The following is a 25,004-nucleotide window of genomic DNA, read 5'->3' on the forward strand; positions in this document are numbered from 1 at the left end:
TACTACAGTAAGCTCATTGGGATTCTCTCCCTTGCCGCCTTCCTGCAACTCGAATTATTTGGACTATATCGGCATGCCATTATTTGCTGTAAGTGGAAATTTGATGGCTCAATAAGCCGGTATTTTTGGGTCTATTTAGCCGCTTTAGCGCAAAAATGATGTGTTAGGGTGTCAACCTGAAAAAAGTAATACCTGCTGGATGGCAAATATCCGCATTAGCGCACCTATTTGCCACGCAGTTATTGGCCTACTGACGCATTTTGGGGATGAGCATGTCTGTTCAAGGTATTGAAGGGGTTTTACAGCAATTGCAAGTGACTGCATTGCAAGCATCGGGTTCAGCAAGAACACTGCCCGCTGAGGCCGGTTTTGCCAGCGAATTAAAAGCGGCTATTGGTAAAATCAGTGATAACCAGCAGACAGCCCGTACTCTGGCGCAGAATTTTGAATTAGGTGTGCCCGGTGTCGGCCTAAATGATGTGATGGTGAATATGCAGAAATCATCTGTCTCTTTGCAGCTCGGTATCCAAGTGCGTAATAAGCTAGTTGCCGCTTATCAAGATGTCATGAATATGGGTGTGTGACGGTTTTTCAGACGGCTGAATAAAATAACTTGGGCTTTGAGCAATGAAATGCCAGCCCAAGAGATACTTTTATTATTGTGATAATTGAGTTCGCACCACAGAACAATTTCTCATTCAACATTTATGTAACAATTTAAAGCGATATTTATCCTTTAAATGAATTTATATAGGTGGCTGCTATGAGAAGTTTTTTGATCATATTCTTCGTTTCTTTTCCTATTTTTGCCGGTGCTGCTGAACCGCAATCTATCTTGCCCGTCCCTGCCATAATGAAAGTCTCTGAAGCTGTTTGCAGTAATCGGTATGTCACTAAAGAACGAATTACATGCATGAAGTTAGTTGATGTATCCATTCTTAAAGCCTATTGGGTTGGGCAGATGAAAAGTTCCTGTACTTCAAAGTTTGGGGCCCCAAACCCGTCATGCAATAATATTAGATGGCTGGCAAATGCTTTAGACAGAATGGGGGGACAGTATCTTGAGGAATAGAGAAATATATCAATAACCGCTATAAACTGTGTCATACCATTTCTTCATGTGACAATGCCCATAAATACAATGATGCAGTTGTGCCATAAGGCGTGTAGCGGCGGCGATATTGTTCAAAACGTTCTCGCGGTAGCGTTTTGTGGCGATATAAATTCATCATACCGCGGCGGATGGCCAAATCTCCCCAACTGAGAATGTCTGGGCGAGAAAGTGAAGAAATAAGCAACATTTCTGCGGTCCAAATACCCACACCATTAAGATTTGATAGCTGGGAAATAACCTCATTATCGGGTAACTGAGAAATAACGGATAAATCCAGTGAACCATTGAGTACCGCGTCGGCTGCGCCTTTGATATATCCGGCTTTACGCATGGTCATCCCGCAGCCTTGAATTGCTTCTATAGACGCAGCGGCAACCGTGAGCGGTGTCACTGTACCCAATAATGCCAACAGGCGTGCGTTAACAGTGAGCGCCGCTTTAACTGATATTTGCTGGTCAACGATATTTCTGATTAATGCAGCAAACAAATCCGGTGATAATGGGCGGGCTATCATTCCGAGCCGCTCAATAGCCGCCGCCATCTTTTTGTCCCGCCGCTTAAGATGATTAATCTCTATCTCACCGTAGTTGTAGAACATTCGCTGACTCCAATAAAAACCTCTCAAGATGAGATTTAGCATAGCGTTACTGTTCAGCCATTACTCTCTCTTTCTTGTCTTTTAAACAGTTTCTGCCAGCGAAATATCCTGGTTGCCAAGTTTTTGCAGTAAAGCTGAAATATCAATATTATCTACTTTATCGGCTTGCAGGTAGGTAATGGCGTATTCCTGCCAGATGCCGGATTGTAGGAATAAAATAAACAGTTCTCTATCCAGGTGATTTTCATTCACCATATTTAGCATAATATTCAGTGCTTCGGATAATAACTTTCCTGGTTTATAAGGGCGGTCGGCTGCGGTCAGGGCTTCAAATACATCGGCAATAGCCATCATTCGTACTGGAATACTCATCTGTTTATAAGTGAGTTGGCAAGGATATCCTTTACCGTCCATGCGCTCATGATGCCCACCAGCAATAGCGGCTACATTTGCCATGGTGCGCGGGAAAGGCAGTTTTTTGAGCATCACAATTGTTTGCATAATGTGTTCATTAATTTTATAGCGGTCTTCTTCGGTCAATGTTCCACGCCGAATACTGAGGTTATAAATCTCACCTCGGTTATAAAGCAAAGTCGGTTCTGGTACTTTGAAATCATAATATTCCTTGCGCTTATTGTTACTATCTCGGTAAATGAGATGTTCTTCCTTATCTGCCAGCATCGGTTCTTGCGCGGGTATTGAGGCAACTGGCTGTCGAGCTTTACGCTCGCGTTCTTCGTGAGCAATACCGACATTATCATCTAATGTGCGAGTCCAGTGATACCCGGCAATGTGCTGGATACGCGCTATGGCGTCATCGGACATAAATTCACCGCCGATATTACAGTGCGCGATAAAGTAAAAGTCATCATCTAACTGACGCAATTCAGCCACCAATAATTGTTGTTCAGTGTCATTAGCATTAATCGTGGCATGGCGGCGCAAGAAATCGATCTCTTTTTCGCATTTTAAGACTTCAAACCTCATCCGTATTTCATGGATACGGTCATAAATTAACTCCAGTTTAGTTGATTTATCCACCACAAATTCAGGTGTGGTTATCTTGCCACAGTCATGTAACCAGCATGCTGTATGCAGTTCTTCCCACTCATTCTCAGATAAACTAAAGTTAGCGAAAGGCCCTTCTTTGATATTCACCGCAGCTCTGGCGAGCATTTTGGTTATTTGGGGCACTCGCTGACAGTGCCCACCGGTATAAGCACTTTTGGCATCAATAGCACCCGCAATGAGCTCAATAAATGCATTGAGCAGGTTTTTTTGCTCTTGTAATAACTTCTGAGTTTCTACTGAAACAGATAAACTACCGACCAGTGCATTAACTAATTGAATTTTAGAATTTTCACGCTCTGCATTTAATTGATACGGGGTAAATAGCAATAAAAAACCCAAGAGTTGTTTATCATGAGTTTTCATGGGTACAGCAACAAAACGCAGTGGCAAATAAGGTTGCAGAAAGTCTTGTAATTGACTGAATATATTATTTTCATTTAAAGTTCCAGCAATGGTTTGCCCTTCTAGCACTGGCTGGAAAGTGGCGAAATTATTTTCTTTTATATCTAATGACGCCATTTCTGCCACTGGAATATTTTCGCCATTCCAGCGAAACGCCGTCGGTGTAAATATCCCTCCATCTTTATCGGCAAGAAATATAATCCCACCAGTCATTGCTGCAATTTCTGTCGTTTCACTTAATAACCCCTGCATTTGTCGGAAGAAGCTGTTTTCTGCCGTCAACATATTGCCCATTGAAATGAATTGCTTCAGTGTTGATTTCATTTTTGACATTGATTTGTGCAACTCATCGACTTCTTCAATCATGGATTGCTCTGATTGGCCTTCTTCGAAGTATAAGTTGCTTATAGCGTCAGCATCTTTGCGAAGACGAATCAGTGGATTGGATATTTTGCGTGAGAAATACCAAACAAGAGGTAAGCTGAGTAACAGTAGGATAAATGCAATAAAGGTTGAATAATGACGAATTGAATTCGCATCAGCAGTAAGGTAGCTTGCTGGAGTGGCAATGACCAACTGATATTTATTTCCGCTATTATTAATGTCGACAATTGAGCCGTACCAACGCTTATCTTGTGCATCAAAAATGATACTACGGCTATTATCAATATTGTACTCAGCGTTATTCTCTTGGGTGTTTAGCAATGTTTGTAATACCGAAATCTGTTTGTCCGCATCCATTGGGTTTGCTGTGCTTTCTTGCGGATTAGGTAGGCTCGCGATAATTTCACCACGAGAATTTATAATAATGGCTTGGCTACCCAGAGGTAGATTTTGTCTTATTAAAAATTGTGATAACGAGGCTAGGGAAACATCTAACCCAATAATTGACTGATTATTTTCAGATCGGCGACTATAGGTAAAACCAGTTTCACCAGTACCTTTGAAAATATAAATAGGGGAGGTGACCAAGTTGGGGCTTGCCGAGGCCAGAATAAACCAATCTCGCCTCCTGGGATCATAGTTATCATTATCGCGTGGCATTACAGCAATGGGCTGCAGTTTCTCATTCAGATAAATAAAACGTTTCTCCGGTAAGCTATCGAGAAAACGATTACTTTGAATCATCCACTCAGCACCTTCTGGCGCATGAAATAATGTACGATTAGCCTCTGTTAGGCGACGTAGCATAAATAAATCACCATTAGGATAAGCGCTATACACAGCACTGGCGTAGTCATTCTGTTTCAGAACTTCAACAAATTTACTCACAAAAGCCATCCGCTGTTCAAGTGTCGATAATTCTGTGATTTGCATACTGGCGAGGAGGTTAACGGACATCATCATTGGTCGTGTTATCGCATCTAATTCTGCCGCAATAGCCTCCCCTGTTTTTTGATATTGGCTATTGGTGCTAATTTCAGTCAGTTTAGTCAGTTGGCTATAACCAAAAATAATGATCACGGTACCAATTGAGATAATCAGCAGAGTGAAAAAGGCTGCGATCTGAATATGCAAAGGATAGCGTTTTTTTAGTTTGAACAGGTTACTGGGCATCATGTCCATCCTGATAGTTTATTATTTAATCAATCTTAATCATAGAATGCACCTGTCTAACTAGCATATTCTTATTTTTTTCAGTAAGTTATGTCTAATCACATGATTGTAAAGATTTTTATTGATATCAATCCAATATTATTGGAAGAAAAATCTAGTGATGGTATTAAAAAATAAGGTTTTAACGTGTGGAATATCTAAAAGCAGTATTTAGCAGTCAGGATGATTATCGATAAAAGATGTGGATACCTAAATACGGATGTAGGCGTTGATAGTGGGCACACAGGCAATTTTAAGTATGATGTGTACTAGGCCCTAAATCAGGTTTAAATAATGATGATAATTGACTTCTGGTGGATCGTTATTGGGAGGTTGTAAACGATGATGCCCACGTATGGCTGTAGGAGCAAATCCAAAACGTTTGCGAAAACGTTCGGCAAAACGTGATGCGCTCTCATAACCTACCTGATTAGCAATCAATGAAATTGGCCAGTCGGTACCTTGTAACAAACGTAGAGCGCTGGTCATGCGCACATCAATCATCAAATCCCGTAAGAGTATATTTTCGGCCGCTAATTTTCGCCGTAATACAACTTCACTCATTGCCATATGATCGGCAACTGTAGCCGCTGACCATATTTTGTGTGGGTCAAGTGCCAGACAACGGCGCACCTTCTCACTTAATGACAGGTCATCGTTTAATCTAAATTTAACACCACATTGTGCTAACCAAAGTAACAACTCCAGCATGCGGTGCCTGATGATCGCCGGGGGAATATCACCTATATCGGATATTGCTTTAAATGTACTCCCGAATGTATTCATAAATTCCGGTGCTAAATTACGCACTGGCATAACTCCAGGAATAACGCTAAGGCCAGTTGATGCGGGATGATTAGCAAAGGTCGCTATCAAATGCGGGTCACAACGCAGTTGGTGACTAAAAAATAACCCATCGTCAGATAAGCCATTAATAATATCAATTGTCTGGCCGCTACTGATAGCAACTATTTCACCTGCTCGGATAGTGTATTCCTGATTATTCCAGCGAATAATTTTATGCCCACGGTTAACCATAATGAGCAAAGGTTGCTCAATATAGACGGAGGTGAGCAGTAGTTCTGTGTGTTGAATAATATGTGCAGAGCTACCCACTCCAGGGCAAAAATTAATTATACGTTCCATCGACATTCATTTCACAATTTTAGCCTGAGAATATCTTTACGCTTTGAATAGCTGGCTGGCAACTTATTTTAATAGAAAAATGACAATAACCGACTATCTTGACGAAAAGTATTAGGAGTGAGAATAATAGCCAGTTAGATATGAGTAATTGTTAGCGCCAATATAACCTCATGTTAAAAAATGATAATAAAAATCTATCTTCATGTTAATAATTTCAAATTTATCCTATTGCTCAGTAATTCATCGATATTTTATGATTTTATGAATTGAATATTACTGAGTTTCACCTAACAATAATGCATGGTCAGGAAACTGACCATAAGTATTATTCACCGCCTGTTGCTTTGTTGATTGGCCAACCAACTCACTTAATGCATCAAGACGCAATTGCAATAGACGCTTAATCTCAATTTCATTATCCAAGATAGCACGAAGCTTTTCTCGTAATAACTCTTGCAGTGCTAGCGATGAGCATGAAGAAATAGTGATATTAGCAGTGCTTTCAACTGCTTTAAGATAAATCATTTCTAGATCAACCAGCGCATCCCAATTACCCTCGGTCGCCAGCACTAACATTTGCTCACTGAGGGTCAGGATTTGTTGATAATCGGACAAAAGGTGCTGGTGACGTTCCATTTAATGGGGTCCTAATCTGGTTTATAATTGGGGCCGATCTGCCGCCAGGCATCCGCAATGTTTTCGAGCAAAGCGAGCACTTCTGTAATAGCTTGTTCGTCATTATGCAAGTTGGCATGCAGCAAACGCCGAGACATATAGTCATATAAAGCCGACAAATTCTCTGCCATTTCACCGCCTTTTTCCAAATCTAGCCCGGCATTCAGGCCGTTATTAATAATATCAATCGCTTTAGAGATCGCGGCCCCTTTAGCAGGAATATCTCTTTGATTCATCAAGATGCGGGCACGAACCAGGGCGCTTTGCGCCCCGTCGAATAGCATCACGATCAATTGATGGGGGCTGGCACTCATTACCCCGCTCTCTAATCCTACCTGAGCGTAGGCCTGACTCCCTGATCGGTTGTACATGCTCTATCCCTTTAAGAGAACTGCTGCGTTAAGAAGCTGGAAGTGTTATTTAATGAACTCATCATTTTATCCAGCTGTGTGAATTGTGCTTTGTATCGTTCAATATTGGCATTGATACTGTCAGTCGTGGATATGACTTGGTTATCAAGACTTTTTAATGATTTATTAATGCCGTCAGTGACAGCTTTTAATGTGCCTTTTGTCGTATCCAAAGCACCATTAAGTAGATTATCAGTTTGAGTAGCAAAACCCGTCGCTTTGCCGTCACCGACAAAGAAAGCGGTCACACTATTAGGTTTATCTTTTAATACAGTATCTAGTTTCGTGGAATCTATGACTAATTTGCCGTCCAGGTCTTGAGTAATCCCCATACTAGCCAGTGTTTGCAAATCACCGGATTGAGTAGAGGCTAATTGACCTTTTAACTGAGTCTGAATAGTTCTTAATGTACCATCACCAACTAAAGCCCCATTGCTGCTGGATTGATCTTTACCTGCTGTCACCGCCGTGTATTTGGTCAGTGACGCAAATGTAGTTTGCAAAGAATTATAGGCGTCGACAAAACCCTGAATAGCCGCTTTTGTCGCGCTGCTGTCGCGGGTTATTATCAGTTGTTCTGGTGTGCCTGCTTTAGTTTCTGCTTTCAGATTAATGGTAACGCCTTGTGGCGCATCCGTAATGGTATTACTTTGGCGGGTAATTGATACGCCATTGACTGTTAATTGCGCATCTTCCGCTTTGACTTTCTGCGTCATTGCACCACTGCCGCCAGTGCTACCTGACGTGTAATTCAGAAAATCATTTAAAGTTTCATCACCAGTAACACTGATGTTCATTTCTGATTTTGTGCCAGTGTCTCTAGAAGTTAATGCTAGATAATAGGTATTATCATCCGCTTTCATAATACTGGCGTTGACATTACCTTCTTTTTTATTAATTGCATCTCGGATATCTGCCAGAGAAGTTTGTTCATTAGTTAATGTAATCTCTAGCGGTTTTTCTTGGCCCGGTTGGCTAATAGTAATAGTGCGGGTAGCATTATCATTGCCTAATTTATCTGTCACATTAGGGACATCTTTAGATAATAAGGATTGTGCTTTCGCCAGATTTGTTACTTCAATGACATAGCTTCCCGCAGTGGCTTTACTGTCTGTCGTAGCACTAAACGCAGTATTCGTGCTACTGACCGCTGTGGAGTTTAATGTGTCCGCTTTTTTTAATGTCGCAGATGCGGTTTCTAGTTTTGCCAAGGAACTTTGCAGGACGCTAAATGCAGTAAGCTTGCTTTTATAGCTAGACTGCTGGTTAGTCAGCGGGGTTAAGCGAGTCATTTCCGATGTTGTTAGCTGATCTAACAATTCGTTTAAATTCATTCCTGACCCACTACCCAGAGAACTGATACTTGCCATGTCTAATCCTTAATATTCAAGTGTCGTTAACAGGTTATCGGCCAGAGAGGAAAAAAGTTTACACATAAAACAGAATTTATGATGGGCGGAATAACGGGGGATAACAGGGTGCTATTTGTCCCATTGAATAAATCACTGATTAGGACTGAGGTAAGGAGAGATTTCCGGAGATTTTTAAAATTATTTCCCTGAATGACTAAAGGTTCCTTAAAGAGCGCCGATACAAGTTGTGACGGTGATGAAGCCGTGGGCAGTAAGCCCAAACCATAACCCAATAGCATTTAAGGAATAACACTATGGCGGTAATTAACACTAACAGCTTGTCTCTGCTGACTCAGAACAACCTGAACAAATCCCAGTCTTCTTTAGGCACCGCCATTGAGCGTTTGTCTTCTGGTCTGCGTATTAATAGCGCGAAAGACGATGCCGCAGGTCAGGCGATCGCTAACCGTTTTACTTCTAACATCCGTGGTTTGACTCAGGCGGCACGTAACGCTAACGATGGTATTTCTATCGCTCAGACCACTGAAGGCGCACTGAACGAAATCAACAACAACTTACAACGTGTTCGTGAGCTGACGGTTCAGGCTTCTTCTGAAGGCAACAAACAAACCGACCTGGATTCAATCCAAGACGAAATTCAACAACGTTTAGATGAAATCGACCGTGTATCCAGCCAAACCCAATTTAACGGCGTTAAAGTGTTGGCTTCAACTGACAGCCTGAAAATTCAGGTTGGCGCAAACGACGGCGAAACTATCTCACTGGATCTGAAAGAAATCAATTCTAAGACCTTGGGTCTGGATGGTTTCAACGTCAATGGTAAAGGCGGCGTAGCCAATACTGCAGCATCTTTAGCAGATTTGAAAACTGCCGGTTTTACACAAGTTGGTGGAACTAATGAATATAGCGGTTCAGCTGGCCTGAAAGGTGCGACCAGTGCTGATGTATTAGGTAATTTGGCAAATGGTACAGCTGTTACGACTACTCCTGCTACGGATGTAGGTTTGGGGGCGTCTACTACCGCAGCATTCACCTATAATTCAGCAAGCAAGTCATTCGACTTTAGTGTGGCAACGGTTGCTTCGGCAGATGCGATTAATTATCTGAATCCAAAAGCAGGTGATACCACTAAAGCAACAATTGATATTGGCGGCACAAAACAAGACGTTATTATCGACAAAGCAGGGGCAATCACTGCGGCAGATGATGGCGCGGCACTTTACCTGGATACAACTGGTAACCTGACTAAAAACAGCGCAGGTGGCCCTGCTCTTGCTACCCTTGATGGCGTAATGAAAAACGGTGGTGGTACTGCTATCCCTGCAACTATCACTACTGCAGGTGGCGCAACACTGACCACCGCTGGTGGTACTACTGGGACATTCACCGTAAAAGGGGCATTGAGTGCTGAAGCATTTGGCACTGCAACGACGGGTGTTGCATTCACTGCGGGCTCTACTGCTGTTGATACTGCCGGTAAAGCAGCGAATACCTTTGTTGCCAAAGATGGCACCTTAACCACTAACAACCAAGTTAGCTATTTCGCGCAAGCGGATGGTTCAGTCACTAACGGTTCAGGTAAAGCAGTATTCAAACAAGCTGATGGCACCATCACCACTGATGCTAAAACTGCCACCGCTAAAACTGCTAATCCGTTGGAAACTTTGGATGGCGCGGTCAATAAAATCGACTCCCTGCGTAGCTCATTGGGTGCGATTCAAAACCGTTTCAACTCTACCATCACCAACCTGAACAACACAGTAAACAACCTGACTGAAGCACGTAGCCGCATCCAAGATGCTGATTACGCGACTGAAGTTTCAAACATGAGCCGTGCACAGATTCTGCAACAAGCAGGTACTTCTGTACTGTCTCAAGCAAACCAGGTTCCACAAACTGTATTGTCTCTGCTGCGTTAATTCCTCAGAAATACTGCATTATTCAGCCCCGCCTTTTTGGCGGGGTTTTTATATCGCGATAGGAATTTTACGCTGAGGAAATAATCGACAGGGTTATTTCCTCAGAATATAAGTTCAAATCGGGCGTGAATTGTTTATTTTCAGGTTTTTTTCACCGCTATTTAGCGCTCTATTTTTGCAGTCCTTGCAATAGGTTAACAGTAAAAGTAATGGGCATAAGTCAAATAGCCGCCTTTTTATAGGCCTATTCAGGCGATTGTCTGACTGACCGGACAGGATAATGGTACGACCCTCTTACCCTTAGGTGCCTGTCTAGTGAGTGATCTGTATACCGCCGAAGGCGTGATGGATAAGAATTCCCTCTGGCAACGCTATGTTCCTCTGGTTCGCCATGAAGCGTTGCGTTTACAGGTGCGCCTGCCCGCCAGTGTGGAATTGGATGATTTGCTGCAGGCTGGGGGGATTGGTCTGCTGAATGCTGTTGAGCGTTACGATGCTTTACAAGGAACTGCATTTACCACTTATGCGGTACAACGTATACGTGGCGCTATGTTGGATGAACTGCGCAGCCGAGATTGGGCACCGCGTAGTGTGCGGCGCAATGCGCGCGAAGTAGCCAGTGCCATGCAAAAAGTTGAACAACGGCTTGGGCGTCCGGCGACTGAGCAAGAAGTGGCACAAATTCTTGATATCGATTTGGCGGAGTACCGTCAGATTTTGTTGGACACCAACAACAGCCAGCTTTTTTCCTATGACGAATGGCGGGAAGAACAGGGTGAAAGTGTCGAGCCCATGCTGGAAGGGCATGAGGATGCCAACCCGCTACAACATTTATTGGAAGGAAATCTGCGCCAACGTGTCATTGAAGCGATCGAGGCCCTGCCGGAACGTGAAAAAATGGTGTTGACGCTGTATTACCAGGAAGAACTGAACCTGAAAGAAATCGGAGCCGTGCTGGAAGTGGGGGAATCCCGCGTCAGTCAGCTTCATAGCCAGGCGATAAAACGCTTACGCAGCCGCCTGAATAACGACTCTTAATTCATTTTCGCTCAGTGACATCACAGTGTTTAACTTTATTAATGCAGGTCTTCTTATGCCAGGACTTCAGTTAAAAAAGCGGCCGCTGAGCCGTTATTTAAAAGATTATAAGCACGGCCAAACTCATTGTTCACATTGCCATAAACAGCTTGATCGTATGGCGTTGGTTTTTCGCGGACAAATTATCAATAAAGAAGCCATTGCCGGAATGGATCAACCGATTGATGATCAAGTCTGGTTAAAGCTTCAGCATGAATTAACCGCGTTATGCCGTTTTTGCAGTGAGATATATTGCAATAGCACACCGGGTTATTTCGATATTATGGCGTTCAAACAGTATTTATTTGAACAAACTGAAATGAGCCATAGCACTGTGCGCGAATATGTTGTGCGTCTACGTCGCTTAGATGAAATGCTGGTTGCAAGAAATTATCCAGCAGAAACATTTACCAGAGAAACATGCGCCAGTGAAACTCTTCATCAAAGTATTATTGATGAACTGCCAAATGCCGCACATAACAATTACCGTATTGCTTTGCGTAAATATGGTCAATATTTAGCATGGCAAAAAAGCTACTAAGGCTAATGACGGGTTGACCTTAGTTGAGAAAACTCGGTGTTTTTACCGAGACTACCGCTAATATAACGTAAAATTATTAAATCAATATTTTCAGTGATTCCGCGCCCAGCAAGGTTTTCCTTGACTGGGCGTTTTATTATCTAATGCATTCCCCTGCATTATTGTTCTCCGGCATCTATAATAAAAATAAGTGATTATTACGATTACTTCTGATAAATCTATATTTCCATTTTGTACTTGAAGTAGCAGGGTTAGCAGCACCCACTTACCCGAGTCACTGGCTTAAATCAGTTCATTGGGGTTCGCATACTGTTGATCTTTAACGCCAATTGCTTTGGGACAGAGTTAAAATAACTTGATTAATTTCTTGGGGGGCCTGTGACGCTTCAACACAAATTGGCGCAATTTCCGCGTTTGGATCTGGTCGGTAATGCCACGCCGTTGGAAAAACTATCGCGACTCTCCGATTATCTGGGACGTGAAATTTATATCAAACGTGATGATGTCACGCCGCTGGCGCTTGGGGGCAATAAGCTGCGTAAATTGGAGTTTTTAGCGGCGGATGCACTGAGACAGGGCGCTGATACACTGATTACCGCTGGCGCTATCCAATCTAACCATGTGCGGCAAACGGCGGCGGTTGCTGCAAAATTGGGATTACATTGTGTTGCATTACTTGAGAATCCTATCGGTACCTCGCAGGAAAACTATCTGACCAATGGCAATCGATTGCTGCTGGATTTGTTTAATGTTGATGTGGTGATGTGCGATGGATTACATGATCCAAACCAACAATTGGCTGAGTTGGCAACCCGTATCGAGGCTCAGGGTTTTCGTCCATATGTCGTGCCAGTCGGGGGATCTAATGCTCTAGGTGCCTTGGGATATGTGCAATGCGCATTGGAAATTGCGGCTCAGTCGGCCGGGAATGTCACCTTTAGTTCGGTGGTTGTCGCTTCCGGTAGCGCGGGTACCCATGCAGGGCTGGCCGTGGGTTTACAGCAACTGTTACCCCAAGCAGAACTGATTGGCGTCACTGTCTCGCGTAAAGCACAAGAACAGCGCCCGAAAGTGACAGATATCCAGAAAACACTCGCCGAATCTCTTGGGTTCACCGACGCGTTGGCAGACATTACCCTGTGGGATGATTATTTCGCACCGCAATATGGCATGCCCAACGAAGAAGGGCTGGCGGCAATTGGGCTGTTGGCAAGGCAGGAGGGGATATTGTTGGATCCGGTTTATACCGGTAAGGCGATGGCTGGTTTACTGGATGGCCTCGAGCAGAACAAGTTTCGCGATGATGGCCCGATTTTGTTTATTCATACCGGCGGTGCACCTGCGCTATTTGCTTATCATCCGCAGGTGTAGTCTTTGGTTATTGCTTATTCCATTTATAGCTATCGTTATTAGTTTATATTCCTTTAATCCATTAAAAACACTGATAAAGTGTTGAATATCAAAAATAAACATGACAGTTGGAGTATGTATGGGCTTTTCAATTGTACGTCGTCGGATGGTCTTGGGTATGGTGGCAGTTGCGCTGGCAACAGGCCTGAATGTGAAATCTTACGCTGCGGGTGACCTGCTAGATCAGGTTAAGGATCGAGGAACTCTGATTGTCGGGTTGGAAGGAACTTATCCACCGTTTAGTTTCCAAGGTGAAGACGGCAAGCTTACGGGTTTTGAAGTGGATTTCGCCAATGCTCTGGCGCAGCATATGGGCGTCAAAGCAAAAATCACCCCGACCAAATGGGATGGTATGTTGGCCTCATTGGAATCTAAGCGTATTGATGTGGCGATTAACCAAGTTACCATTTCAGATGAGCGCAAGAAAAAATACGATTTCTCAACGCCTTATACAGTTTCGGGTATTCAGGTTCTGACCAAAAAAGGTAATGAAGGCAATTTCAACAAGCCTGAAGATCTGGTCGGCAAAAAAGTGGGTGTCGGGTTGGGCAGTAACTATGAGCAATGGTTACGTGAGAATCTAAAAGATGTTGATATTCGTACCTATGATGATGACCCAACTAAGTATCAAGATCTTCGTGTAGGTCGTACAGATGCTATTTTAGTTGACCGTTTAGCGGCATTGGATTTGGTGAAGAAAACCAATAACACTTTAGCGGCTGCAGGCCCGGCATTTGCCCGTCAGGAATCTGGTATAGCTTTGCGTAAGAACAACCCTGAGTTGTTAGCGGCTATCAACAAAGCCATTGCTGAAATGCAAGAAGACGGCACTTTGGCCAAGATTTCCGAAAAATATTTTGGCGCGGATGTCACTAAATAATGCAAGAAAGTATTCAATTGGTGCTGGATTCAGCACCATTTTTATTGAAAGGTGCTTGGTTTACCCTCCAGCTTAGTCTGGGGGGGATGTTCTTTGGTCTGGCATTAGGTTTTATGTTAGCCATGATGCGGTTATCTCGCTTCTTGCCCCTTTCACTTCTCTCTCGCTTTTACGTCTCCATTTTCCGTGGTACCCCATTAATTGCCCAACTGTTTATGATTTATTACGGTTTACCGCAATTTGGGATTGAGCTGGATCCTATGCCTGCCGCCTTGATTGGCTTATCACTCAATACCGCAGCTTATACATCAGAGACATTACGAGCCGCTATTTCATCCATTGAGAAAGGGCAGTGGGAAGCCGCCGCCAGTATCGGGATGACGCGGTGGCAAACCCTCTATCGGGTGATATTACCGCAAGCTGGCCGTACTGCTTTGCCCCCGTTAGGTAACAGTTTTATCGGTTTAGTCAAAGACACTTCTCTGGCCGCGACTATCCAGGTTCCCGAACTTTTCCGACAAGCGCAATTGGTGACCTCCCGCACCTTGGAAGTTTTCACTATGTATCTGGCAGCCTCGCTGATTTATTGGATCATGGCAACAGTGTTGTCAGCATTACAAAATCGCTTGGAAGCGCATGTTAATCGTCAGGATCAGGAGTAACCATGAGTACCATCGACGTTAAAAAACTGACCAAACAGTTTAAAGGTCAACAGGTGCTGCACGGTATCTCACTTGAAGTGAATAGCGGTGAAGTTGTTGCGATCATTGGCCCGAGCGGCTCCGGTAAGACGACTCTGTTGCGTAGCATCAATCTGCTTGAGATCCCTGACTCTGGAATTATTCGCGTCGGTGATATAGAGATTGATGGCAGTATCCCTATTAGCAAGCAGCAGCGGCAAGTTCGGGCATTGCGGCAGAAAGTCGGGTTTGTCTTCCAGAGCTTCAATTTGTTTCCGCATCGTTCGGTGCTGGAAAATATTATTGAAGGGCCGGTTATCGTCAAAGGCGAAAAACGAGCAGAGGCTGAAAAACGTGCGCGTGAGTTGCTGGCAAAAGTTGGGTTAAGTGGCAAGGAAGACGCCTATCCTCGCCGCTTATCCGGCGGGCAGCAACAACGAGTAGCTATAGCACGAGCACTGGCGATGCAACCTCAGGTTATTCTGTTTGATGAACCGACATCTGCATTGGACCCGGAGCTGGTGGGCGAAGTATTAGGCACTATTCGCGCACTGGCAGAAGAAAAGCGGACGATGGTTATCGTCACTCATGAAATGAGTTTTGCTCGTGATGTGGCGGACCGCGTTATCTTTATGGACCACGGGCGCATTGTTGAACAAGGGCCAGCAAAAGAGCTGTTTGCTCATCCACAGCATGAACGTACGCGGCAGTTCCTTGATAAATTTTTGAATAATCGCTGATTAACCTGATTTCCAGCGAGACATGCCAAGTCATTGTGGGGGCAATCATCTAGCCCCCGTTTTGGCGATAGTTTTATTGATAATGGTTTTATTGGCAAGAATTCTAAAGGAAGGCCTCGAGTTTAAGGCGATAAGCTGTTGTTTTAACTTCTTTCATCCGCCCATGGCCCGGTAACACTTTTTGTTCAACAGTGACCAACCCGGCTTTTTTCAGAATAGCCACATCACGAGTGACGGCACTACGATCCCTTTTTAGGCGAGTAGAGAGGGAGGTGATAGAACCCGGATACATCTTCACTGTTCGTAGCAGAACAATCCGTGCGGCACTTAATACCCGTACCATCTCTAGCGGGTCTTCGAACGTAATGGTGTGCTCTTCCGGTAATGTTTGCCCCGCATCGGCGAGAGTAGCGAGTTTTTTGCCTCGTTTAAAAAAATCATCTTCCGTTGCTGTTTTGATAACTAGCTTGTCCATTAACTTCTCCTTAGTGAAGTCCAATCCTTTTGAAAGCAATCTTCTATCTGTTCAAAGCTGACAAAATCAACTGATTCAATTGCGCCCAAGTAATGGCGGTGATGAAAACCATGGGCATTGTCATAACCGATGACCCGACCATTATCACCTTGCGATAGACAGTGATTAATATAAGCCAAATTATAACGGGTGATGGTACCGAAACGGTCAACCCATATTTCACGGCGCAATTGACCATTTCCCCGTCGGCTAGCAATTTGATGCGTTTCATTGATAATCTTTTTATCAGCCATGAATATAATTATCACCTCTGAATGTTGTTGTACACAATATATTCACTAAGAAGAAAGCTAAGCGCATGTACCGCCCAGCGGTTTGTTTTAATTAATAATGGGTTAGACTCACTTCAGGACACAAGGGCGCTAGTTCAATGATGCAGGATATGACTGGAGAAAAAGAAGATGCTTGCAGTTTTGCACCCCGAATTGCGGGGACTCTCGGAAAAGATTCCGCTGGCGGTGTTATTGCTTAAGTCAAAAATAAGGCCCCGAAGGGCCTTGGTAGATGAAACTCACTTATACATATTCATTACCTGAAAGCTTAGCCGATAGTCATCAAGCTGGCATTCCCACCCGCGGCTGCAGTATTGACACTCAATGAGTGCTCAATGAGCAAACGCTCTAGCAGGATATTGGTTTCACCGCGTGCAAAGCCTTGTACTGAGACAATTGGCCCATCAATTTGCGCTATCTGCTCGCATAAGGTGCGTAGTTGATCTGCATCTCCATGATAGATAACGGCATCAAAGGTGATGTTAGCTGTTTGCCAATCTTTCGCGAAAGTAATGCGTGATTTTACAACCGTGGGTAATGTGCGGAATAAGTCTTTTTGTAGCGTATTTTCCAGCCATAGCACTTCACTCCCGACCGCTAAAACTGCAGCCAATTGTGTCAGTGCATCCGCCTCTGTATCTGCCAGACACAGGATACGTTCACGAGGTAACAGGGCGTAGGTGTTTCGTTCACCGGTAGGCCCCGGTAATAGCCGGACAGTGCCGCCTTGTGCCAGCTCACCATAACGCGCAGCCAACTGAATTAATGCAGTATTTTGGTGCTCATTAGCCCATTTAGCCAGAGCATGATGGGCCGTTTGTAGTGCTTCACGGCCTAAGATATTTTGCACTTGCCCATTATCCTGATGAACAAGCGTGTTGATTACTGCATCTTCTGGCCGGCTACACAGGAGGCGATACAGATACAGTGGGCCACCGGCTTTAGGCCCCGTCCCGGAGAGGCCTTCACCGCCAAAAGGTTGGACGCCAACTACGGCCCCGACCATATTGCGGTTGACGTAGAGATTCCCCACTTTGGCTTTTTCAGTGACTTGAGTAATGGTTTCATCAATACGGGTATGAATACCTAACGTTAAACCATAACCAGAAGCATTAATTTGGTCGACTAGCGCACTGATATTTTGGCGCTGGAAGCGCACGACGTGCAGAACCGGGCCGAAAACTTCTTTTTGTAGCTCATCAAAGCTATCCAGTTCTATTAATGTCGGTTTGATAAAAGTCCCGCGCTGCCACTCTGTTTCGTCCAAACTATTGGCTCTGGCGGCTTGATACACTTTGCGCCCTTTAGCTCGCATTGCTTGAATATGTCGTTCAATACCCGCTTTGGCTTGCGAATCAATAACCGGCCCGATATCGGTAGACAGGCGCTCTGGGTTACCCATGCGGCATTCAGCCATGGCGCCCCGCAGCATTTGTAGCGTGTGCTCGGCAACATCATCCTGAATACAGAGGATCCGTAAGGCCGAGCAGCGCTGACCGGCGCTATCAAAGGCTGAGGCGACTACATCGGTCACCACTTGCTCAGTGAGCGCCGAGGAATCAACAATCATGGCATTCAAACCGCCAGTTTCGGCAATCAGCGGGGTTGGACGGCCTTGTGGATCGAGTCTGCCGGCGATGCTGCGTTGTAAAATAGCCGCCACTTCAGTTGAACCGGTAAACATCACGCCGCGCACGCGGGCATCATTAACTAAGGCTGCGCCGACACTATCACCCTGGCCGGGAAGCAATTGGAGCACACCTTGTGGGATACCGGCCTCCAGCAAGATACGCACTGCTTGAGCAGCAATCAGCGGGGTTTGCTCCGCCGGTTTTGCCAAAACACTATTACCAGCGGCTAATGCGGCAGCAACCTGACCGGTAAATATCGCCAACGGGAAGTTCCACGGGCTGATGCAAACCACTGGGCCGAGTGGGCGGTGGCTATCATTGGAAAAGTTATCATGCACCATTCCGGCATAATAATGCAGGAAATCAACCGCCTCACGGACTTCTGCAATCGCGTTACTGAAGGTTTTACCGGCTTCGCGCACCAGTATGCCCATCAGTGTTTGCATCTGATTTTCCATCAACTCGGCAGCACGCACTAAAATAGCGGCGCGCTCGACAGGGGGAGTAGCAAACCAAATCGCCCCGGCACTGGCGGCTGCATCCAATGCACGGCTGACTTCTGCATCGGTTGCTTCACGAACGTAGCCGACGATATCTGCCGGTTCTGCCGGGTTGATGACCGGCTGTTCCATTTTATTACCCTGTTCCGCGCCGCTATCAAGTTCTGCATTAATCAGCGGTTCTGCCCGCCACACTTGGCTCGCGCTGGCCAGCAGAGCGCTGGAAAGAGATGCCAGACGGTGCTCGTTCGCCAGATCCAAACCGCTGGAGTTAGCTCGTTTCTCGCCATACAACTCACGCGGTAAAGGAATGCGCGGGTGCGGTAAACCAAGTTGGCCTTCACTGGCTGCAATGGCTTCTACTGCACTGACCGGATCAGCCACTAGCTCATCCAGCGGCAGTGTGGCATCCGCAATGCGGTTGACAAATGAAGTGTTGGCCCCGTTTTCCAACAGGCGGCGTACCAGATAAGCCAGCAAGGTTTCATGAGTACCAACCGGGGCATAAATGCGACATGGGCGGTTCAGTTTGCCCTCAGCAACTTTACCCACCACCTGCTCATACAGCGGTTCGCCCATACCATGTAGGCATTGGAATTCGTATTGGCCGGGATAGTAGTTTTGTCCGGCCAGATGATAAATTGCAGATAAAGTATGTGCGTTGTGTGTCGCAAATTGTGGATAAATCAGGCTAGGGACGGCCAATAACTTACGCGCGCAGGCCAGATAAGAAACATCGGTATAAACCTTGCGGGTATAAACCGGATAACCTTCCAAACCATCCACTTGAGCGCGTTTTATTTCGCTGTCCCAATATGCCCCTTTGACCAGGCGAATCATCAGCCGGCGGCGGCTGCGCTGCGCCAGTTCAATCACTGCATCAATGGTGGCCGGGCAGCGTTTCTGGTAAGCCTGAATCACAAAACCGATACCATTCCAACCGGCCAATTTTGGCTCGAAGCAGAGTTTTTCCAGCAGATCGAGTGAAATTTCCAGACGATCGGCTTCTTCCGCGTCAATATTAATTCCAATGTCATATTGGCGGGCTTGTAAAGTCAGAGACAGCAAACGTGGGTAAAGCTCATCCATTACGCGCTCGTATTGGGCACGGCTATAGCGCGGGTGTAGGGCCGAAAGTTTGATTGAGATCCCCGGCCCCTCATAGATACCGCGGCCATTGGAGGCTTTGCCGATAGCATGAATAGCCTGCTGATAGGAGAGCAAATAGGCCTGAGCATCGGCTTCCGTCAGCGCCGCTTCCCCTAACATATCGTAAGAATAGCGGAACCCTTTATCTTCCAGTTTGCGCGCATTGGCTAAGGCTTCGGCGATAGTTTCACCGGTGACGAATTGCTCACCCATCAGGCGCATTGCCATATCTACGCCCTTGCGGATCAGCGGCTCCCCCCCTTTACCGATAATCCTATTTAATGAACTGGAAAGTTTGGTTTCATTATGAGTTGAGACCAAACGGCCGGTAAACAGTAAGCCCCAGGTCGCCGCATTGACAAACATGGACGGGCTACGGCCTAAGTGAGAGTGCCAATTGCCATTGCTGATTTTATCGCGGATCAGCGCATCACGAGTTGGTTTGTCAGGAATACGCAGCAGTGCTTCCGCAAGACACATCAATGCCACGCCCTCTTGGGACGACAGGGAAAACTCTTGCAGCAAACTTTGCACTATACCGGCACGACCATTAGCGCTTTTTTGATTTCTTAGTTTCTCAGCAATGGAATAAGCGAGTTGATGCGCTGCTTGGGCTAAATCTTCGGGTAAACGGGCCTGTTCCAATAACATAGGAATGGCTTCTGTTTCCGGGCGGCGGTAGGCCGCTGTAATGGCTGCTCGGGTAACGGATTGTGGCAACACTTGTTCGGCGAATTCTAAGAAAGGTTGATGATTATTCTCAGTAATTTGCGGCATAATATCGTCCGCTTCAGATGAAGAGGACGTCTGTGCCATTGGGAGTTCCGGTAATTCGCTGTTATTTTCCAGCCGCTCCAAATAGTTAAAAATGGCCTGTTTAATCAGCCAGTGTGGTGTGCGATCAACACGTTGTGCGGCGGCCTTAATTCGGTCGCGTGTTGCTTCGTCGAGCTTCACGCCCATTGTAGTGCTAGCCATACTGTCCGGCTCCTTAATCAGGGGGGTTAGTATTTTAATGCAAACAATATCAAGCATGTTGCAACTTTGTGCAACCGTGTTAAATCGGCTGTATAAGCGAAGTGTGAATTCAGTCTTGTTTTTAACAATTATCCGGTGATCCAGATTGTTCAAATATTAAGTAAAACTGTGGCTGGCACTAATAACAGTAGGTTTTTAGGGGGTTTACCTTAAGTATCACTCATTTTGTCGTGTTGGGTGTCACTACCAACAGGGCTTAATGTGACGCAGAGTGAAATTTTTGTAATAAATTTGTTTAAATTGTTGTGGCGGAAGAAAAGACTCAACTAGGATAGCAACCACAAGATAGCAACCGCAAGATAGCCATTTGCTAACGTGTAGTGTATTTCAGATTTTAGCGCCCATCTCTGGTGCAACTCAGTGTCACGTTCCGACAAACCAGAGAGAAAGCATGGTGCAGCCTTACAGGGCAAACACTCAATATCATGGGATATTAAAACGATAATATACAAAATGGAGATATAGCATGACCATGAATACACCGATGTTGGTGACTTTTTTAGTTTACATTGTTGGGATGATCCTCATTGGTCTTGTGGCTTATCGGGCGACCAAAAGCTTTGATGACTATATTCTAGGCGGGCGAAGTTTAGGGAGCGTGGTGACGGCATTGTCCGCTGGGGCTTCCGATATGAGCGGCTGGTTATTAATGGGATTACCGGGGGCTATCTTCTTGTCGGGTATATCCGAGAGCTGGATAGCTATAGGTTTGACCATTGGTGCTTATTTAAACTGGAAATTAGTGGCTGGCCGTTTACGGGTTCATACCGAAGCGAATAATAATGCTCTGACCTTACCGGACTATTTCACCAGTCGTTTTGAAGATAAAAGCAAGCTGTTACGGGTAATATCAGCCGTAGTTATTTTAGTCTTCTTTACTATTTATTGTGCTTCAGGAATCGTTGCCGGAGCGCGGTTATTCGAAAGCACTTTTGACATGAACTACAGCACCGCCTTGTGGGCAGGGGCTGCGGCTACTATCGCTTATACCTTTATTGGCGGTTTCCTGGCGGTCAGTTGGACTGATACTGTACAAGCGACATTGATGATTTTTGCGCTGATTCTGACCCCAATTATGGTGATCCTGGCTGTGGGGGGGATTGATACCTCAGTGATGGTTATTGCCGCGAAAAACCCTGCCAATATTGATATGTTCAAAGGGTTGAATCTGGTTGCTATCCTTTCTCTGCTGGGTTGGGGCTTGGGCTATTTTGGTCAGCCACATATTCTGGCGCGTTTTATGGCGGCAGACTCTCACCGCACTATTCGTAGCGCCCGCCGTATCAGTATGACCTGGATGATTCTGTGTTTGGCAGGGACTATTGCCGTGGGTTTCTTCGGGATTGCCTACTTCGAGAACAATCCGCAATACGCCGGAAGTGTGACTCAAAATGGTGAGCGCGTCTTTATTGAATTAGCCAAGTTGCTGTTCAATCCATGGATGGCCGGTATTTTGCTGTCTGCGATTTTGGCGGCGGTAATGAGTACGTTAAGCTGCCAATTATTGGTGTGCTCCAGTGCATTAACGGAAGATTTGTACAAAGCGTTTCTGCGTAAAAAAGCCAGCCAGAAAGAGTTGGTCTGGGTGGGGCGTGCCATGGTGTTGTTGGTGGCGTTAATTGCCATCGCATTAGCAGCGGACCCCGATAACCGGGTGCTTGGTCTGGTGAGTTATGCTTGGGCGGGCTTTGGTGCGGCCTTTGGGCCAGTGGTTCTAATTTCAGTCATGTGGCCACGGATGACCCGCAATGGTGCGTTGGTGGGGATGCTGGTCGGCGCAATTACGGTGATTGTTTGGAAGCAATATGCCTGGTTGGGTTTATACGAAATTATCCCCGGTTTCTTGTTCGCCAGTATCGCGATCCTAGTGGTGAGTTTACTGGGTAAAAGCCCGAGCAATGCGATGACCGAACGTTTTCGTCAGGCGGAAGCTGAGTTTAAAACTGTCTAAAAATAACTTTTATCTTTAATCCACATAGCCTCCTGCAAAACAGGGGGCTTTTTTATAGAAAATACCGCCTGGACTTCATTACTGCATTAATTTGTATCCTAATGAATTTATTTGCTATTTAACCCGCCAGAAACAACTTGCCACAGTTTGCTTAACAATATTCTTATTCCGCCTCTTGAATTTCTTTTTGCCAGAATGATAATCACTATCGTTTTACTTTTCTTTACGTTTATTGACGATGTTCTTAATCGCATATTTTCCTTACTGCCCACCTCAGGGGTGTTTAGCATGTTTGTCCCATTTCTTATTATGTTTCGTGAAGGGCTGGAGGCGGCGCTGATTGTCAGCTTGATCGCCAGTTATCTTAAACGTACTCAACGCGGTCAATGGATGGGGGCAGTATGGGTGGGGGTTATCACCGCCGCCGCACTTTGCCTGGCTATCGGTATATTTATTAATGAAACCACCGGTGAGTTCCCACAAAAACAACAAGAGCTGTTCGAAGGGATTATCGCCGTGGTGGCGGTTTGCATATTAACCTATATGGTTTTCTGGATGCGCAAAGTCTCTAAGTCAGTCAAAGTTCACTTAGAAGGGGCCATTGATAACGCCCTGAAATTTGATAGTAAAAAAGGCCGAGGCCAAGGATGGGCATTAGTCGCAATGGTCTTTTTTGCCGTGGCGCGCGAAGGTCTGGAGTCAGTTTTCTTTTTATTAGCTGCTTTTCAGCAGGATGTCGGAATTGGCGCACCCATCGGCGCAATATTGGGCCTGAGCTGCGCTATTTTGGTCGGTATAGCTATCTACTGGGGCGGCGTTAAATTACATCTGGCTAAATTCTTCAAATGGACCAGCCTGTTTATTCTGTTTGTGGCCGCCGGTCTTGCTGCTGGGGCGATAAGAGCCTTCCATGAAGCCGGCCTGTGGAACCATTTCCAAGATATCGCTTTTGACCTGACCAATGTGCTTTCAACACACTCTTTATTAGGCACCTTCCTCGAGGGCATGTTTGGCTATCAGGAAGCTCCTACCGTCAGTGAAGTCGCGGTCTACTTTATTTATTTGATTCCGGCATTGATTTTCTTTTTCCTTCCACCACGCGCCACGGCGGCTTTAACCGTACCGGCTGCGCGGAAAACTAACTAATAATTCAGGGATTTATAACATGTCTAACCGGTTCTTCCGTCGCACAGCTCTACATGCCGCTTTACTGGCACTGCCTGCTTTCGCCATTAGCGCACAGGCTGCTGATATTCCTCAGGTTAAAATCACAGTCACTGATAAACAATGTGAGCCAATGGCGCTGTCTATCCCCGCCGGTAAAACACAGTTTATTGTTCACAATGCCAGCCAAAAAGGGTTGGAGTGGGAAATCCTGAAAGGGGTTATGGTGGTTGAAGAACGTGAGAATATCGCGCCAGGTTTTACCCAGAAAATGACTGCCAACCTGGAACCGGGTGAATACGATATGACCTGCGGTTTACTCAGTAACCCTAAAGGTAAATTGACCGTTACTGCTGGTTCTGACACTGCGACCAAGCCGGATGCCATGGCACTGGTGGGGCCGATTGCCGAGTATAAAGTGTATGTTATTCAAGAAGTGGCTCAGTTAGTCACTCAAACCAAAGCTTTCACTGATGCAGTGAAAAAAGGTGATTTGGCCTTAGCCCGTAAGCTCTACGCACCGACTCGTCAGCATTATGAGCGTATCGAACCGATTGCTGAATTGTTCTCTGATTTGGACGGCAGTATTGATGCCCGTGAAGACGATTTTGAACAGAAAGCGGCTGATCCAAAATTCACCGGTTTCCACCGTTTAGAAAAAAGCCTATTTGGCGACAATACCACCAAAGGGGCTGATAAATTTGCTGACCAACTGTATCAAGACACGCTGGAACTGCAAAAACGTATTACCGGCCTAACATTTGCGCCGAACAAAGTCGTGGGTGGGGCTGCAGGTTTAATTGAAGAAGTGGCCGCCAGTAAAATCAGTGGTGAAGAAGATCGCTATAGCCGCACAGATTTGTGGGATTTCCAGGCAAACGTCGATGGCGCACAGAAAATTGTTAATCTGTTGCGGCCATTGCTGGAAAAAGCCGATAAACCATTATTGGATAAGATCGATGCCAACTTCGCCACAGTTGCTGGCATATTAGCGAAATACCGCACTAAAGATGGCTACGAATCCTACGAGAAGTTAACCGATGCAGATCGCAATGCGATGAAAGGGCCGATTACGGCACTGGCAGAAGACCTTGCTCAACTGCGTGGCGTATTGGGTCTGGATTGAGGCATT

21 protein-coding genes are annotated in these 25,004 nt (G+C 45.5%); 11 read left to right on the plus strand and 10 right to left on the minus strand.

The annotated features are described in order from the left end of the window. The first annotated feature begins 272 nt into the window (after positions 1-272). A complete protein-coding gene (gene fliE / locus OP863_RS08380) occupies positions 273-584 on the plus strand; it encodes a flagellar hook-basal body complex protein FliE (protein ID WP_038633717.1) in 312 nt (103 codons plus the stop codon). 145 nt (positions 585-729) lie between these two features. On the opposite strand, the gene OP863_RS08385 is transcribed toward fliE, so the two are convergent. From OP863_RS08385 to fliD, 7 genes are all read right to left on the minus strand, one after another. Beyond that, positions 730-936, minus strand: coding sequence for a hypothetical protein (locus OP863_RS08385; protein WP_186368225.1), 207 nt, complete (start codon positions 934-936; stop codon positions 730-732). Between the two features lie 167 nt (positions 937-1,103). Beyond that, the gene (locus OP863_RS08390) at positions 1,104-1,712 is read right to left on the minus strand and encodes a DNA-3-methyladenine glycosylase family protein (protein WP_265526103.1); all 609 of its coding nucleotides are present in this window, start codon (positions 1,710-1,712) and stop codon (positions 1,104-1,106) included. An 81-nt stretch (positions 1,713-1,793) separates the two neighbouring features. Then, a complete protein-coding gene (locus tag OP863_RS08395) occupies positions 1,794-4,742 on the minus strand; it encodes an HD domain-containing phosphohydrolase (RefSeq protein ID WP_265526249.1) in 2,949 nt (982 codons plus the stop codon). Positions 4,743-5,057: 315 nt separating this feature from the next. Further along, positions 5,058-5,927, minus strand: a complete 870-nt coding sequence (locus tag OP863_RS08400) for a helix-turn-helix transcriptional regulator (protein WP_145591013.1) — start codon at positions 5,925-5,927, stop codon at positions 5,058-5,060. Positions 5,928-6,200: 273 nt separating this feature from the next. Further along, positions 6,201-6,563 carry a flagella biosynthesis regulatory protein FliT gene (gene fliT, locus OP863_RS08405; protein ID WP_145589100.1) on the minus strand — a complete coding sequence of 121 codons (363 nt, stop codon included), beginning with the start codon at positions 6,561-6,563 and terminating at the stop codon, positions 6,201-6,203. A gap of 11 nt (positions 6,564-6,574) precedes the next feature. Then, positions 6,575-6,973, minus strand: a complete 399-nt coding sequence (gene fliS / locus OP863_RS08410; protein WP_265526104.1) for a flagellar export chaperone FliS — start codon at positions 6,971-6,973, stop codon at positions 6,575-6,577. A gap of 11 nt (positions 6,974-6,984) precedes the next feature. Next, positions 6,985-8,382, minus strand: a complete 1,398-nt coding sequence (gene fliD / locus OP863_RS08415) for a flagellar filament capping protein FliD (RefSeq protein WP_145589102.1) — start codon at positions 8,380-8,382, stop codon at positions 6,985-6,987. Positions 8,383-8,678: 296 nt separating this feature from the next. Here fliD and OP863_RS08420 point away from each other — a divergent pair, with 296 nt between their 5' ends. From OP863_RS08420 to tcyN, 7 genes are all read left to right on the plus strand, one after another. Continuing rightward, positions 8,679-10,304, plus strand: coding sequence for a FliC/FljB family flagellin (locus tag OP863_RS08420; protein ID WP_265526106.1), 1,626 nt, complete (start codon positions 8,679-8,681; stop codon positions 10,302-10,304). A 315-nt stretch (positions 10,305-10,619) separates the two neighbouring features. Next, positions 10,620-11,342, plus strand: a complete 723-nt coding sequence (locus OP863_RS08425) for an RNA polymerase sigma factor FliA (RefSeq protein WP_145589105.1) — start codon at positions 10,620-10,622, stop codon at positions 11,340-11,342. 55 nt (positions 11,343-11,397) lie between these two features. Next, complete coding sequence (gene fliZ, locus OP863_RS08430; RefSeq protein WP_038633696.1) at positions 11,398-11,922, plus strand: flagella biosynthesis regulatory protein FliZ; 525 nt, start codon at positions 11,398-11,400, stop codon at positions 11,920-11,922. A 378-nt stretch (positions 11,923-12,300) separates the two neighbouring features. Continuing rightward, positions 12,301-13,293, plus strand: a complete 993-nt coding sequence (locus tag OP863_RS08435; protein WP_038633694.1) for a D-cysteine desulfhydrase — start codon at positions 12,301-12,303, stop codon at positions 13,291-13,293. Between the two features lie 118 nt (positions 13,294-13,411). Further along, positions 13,412-14,212: a cystine ABC transporter substrate-binding protein gene (gene tcyJ, locus OP863_RS08440; protein ID WP_038633692.1), complete on the plus strand. Its 801-nt coding sequence runs from the start codon at positions 13,412-13,414 to the stop codon at positions 14,210-14,212. Further along, a complete protein-coding gene (gene tcyL, locus OP863_RS08445; protein ID WP_032820934.1) occupies positions 14,212-14,874 on the plus strand; it encodes a cystine ABC transporter permease in 663 nt (220 codons plus the stop codon). The genes tcyJ and tcyL overlap by 1 nt, the downstream gene beginning before the upstream one ends. A gap of 2 nt (positions 14,875-14,876) precedes the next feature. After that, complete coding sequence (tcyN, locus tag OP863_RS08450) at positions 14,877-15,632, plus strand: L-cystine ABC transporter ATP-binding protein TcyN (RefSeq protein ID WP_038633689.1); 756 nt, start codon at positions 14,877-14,879, stop codon at positions 15,630-15,632. A gap of 103 nt (positions 15,633-15,735) precedes the next feature. On the opposite strand, the gene OP863_RS08455 is transcribed toward tcyN, so the two are convergent. The 3 genes from OP863_RS08455 to putA all read right to left on the minus strand — a co-directional run bounded on the left by OP863_RS08455 (position 15,736) and on the right by putA (position 20,697). Continuing rightward, on the minus strand, positions 15,736-16,107 hold the full coding sequence (locus OP863_RS08455; protein WP_038633687.1) for a MarR family transcriptional regulator: 372 nt from the start codon (positions 16,105-16,107) through the stop codon (positions 15,736-15,738). Further along, positions 16,107-16,400 carry a toxin-antitoxin system TumE family protein gene (locus tag OP863_RS08460; RefSeq protein ID WP_038633685.1) on the minus strand — a complete coding sequence of 98 codons (294 nt, stop codon included), beginning with the start codon at positions 16,398-16,400 and terminating at the stop codon, positions 16,107-16,109. The genes OP863_RS08455 and OP863_RS08460 overlap by 1 nt, the downstream gene beginning before the upstream one ends. A gap of 307 nt (positions 16,401-16,707) precedes the next feature. Then, positions 16,708-20,697 (minus strand): trifunctional transcriptional regulator/proline dehydrogenase/L-glutamate gamma-semialdehyde dehydrogenase, encoded by a 3,990-nt coding sequence (putA, locus tag OP863_RS08465; protein WP_265526107.1) that lies wholly within the window; start codon positions 20,695-20,697, stop codon positions 16,708-16,710. Positions 20,698-21,223: 526 nt separating this feature from the next. Here putA and putP point away from each other — a divergent pair. From putP to efeO, 3 genes are all read left to right on the plus strand, one after another. Continuing rightward, on the plus strand, positions 21,224-22,708 hold the full coding sequence (putP, locus tag OP863_RS08470; RefSeq protein ID WP_038633681.1) for a sodium/proline symporter PutP: 1,485 nt from the start codon (positions 21,224-21,226) through the stop codon (positions 22,706-22,708). Positions 22,709-22,996: 288 nt separating this feature from the next. Beyond that, positions 22,997-23,854, plus strand: a complete 858-nt coding sequence (gene efeU, locus OP863_RS08475) for an iron uptake transporter permease EfeU (RefSeq protein ID WP_265526108.1) — start codon at positions 22,997-22,999, stop codon at positions 23,852-23,854. 19 nt (positions 23,855-23,873) lie between these two features. Next, positions 23,874-24,998 carry an iron uptake system protein EfeO gene (efeO, locus tag OP863_RS08480; protein WP_265526110.1) on the plus strand — a complete coding sequence of 375 codons (1,125 nt, stop codon included), beginning with the start codon at positions 23,874-23,876 and terminating at the stop codon, positions 24,996-24,998. The last annotated feature ends 6 nt before the right edge of the window (positions 24,999-25,004 follow it).

This window comes from Yersinia sp. SCPM-O-B-9106 (C-191) (assembly GCF_026183365.1).
Taxonomy (GTDB): domain Bacteria; phylum Pseudomonadota; class Gammaproteobacteria; order Enterobacterales; family Enterobacteriaceae; genus Yersinia; species Yersinia rochesterensis.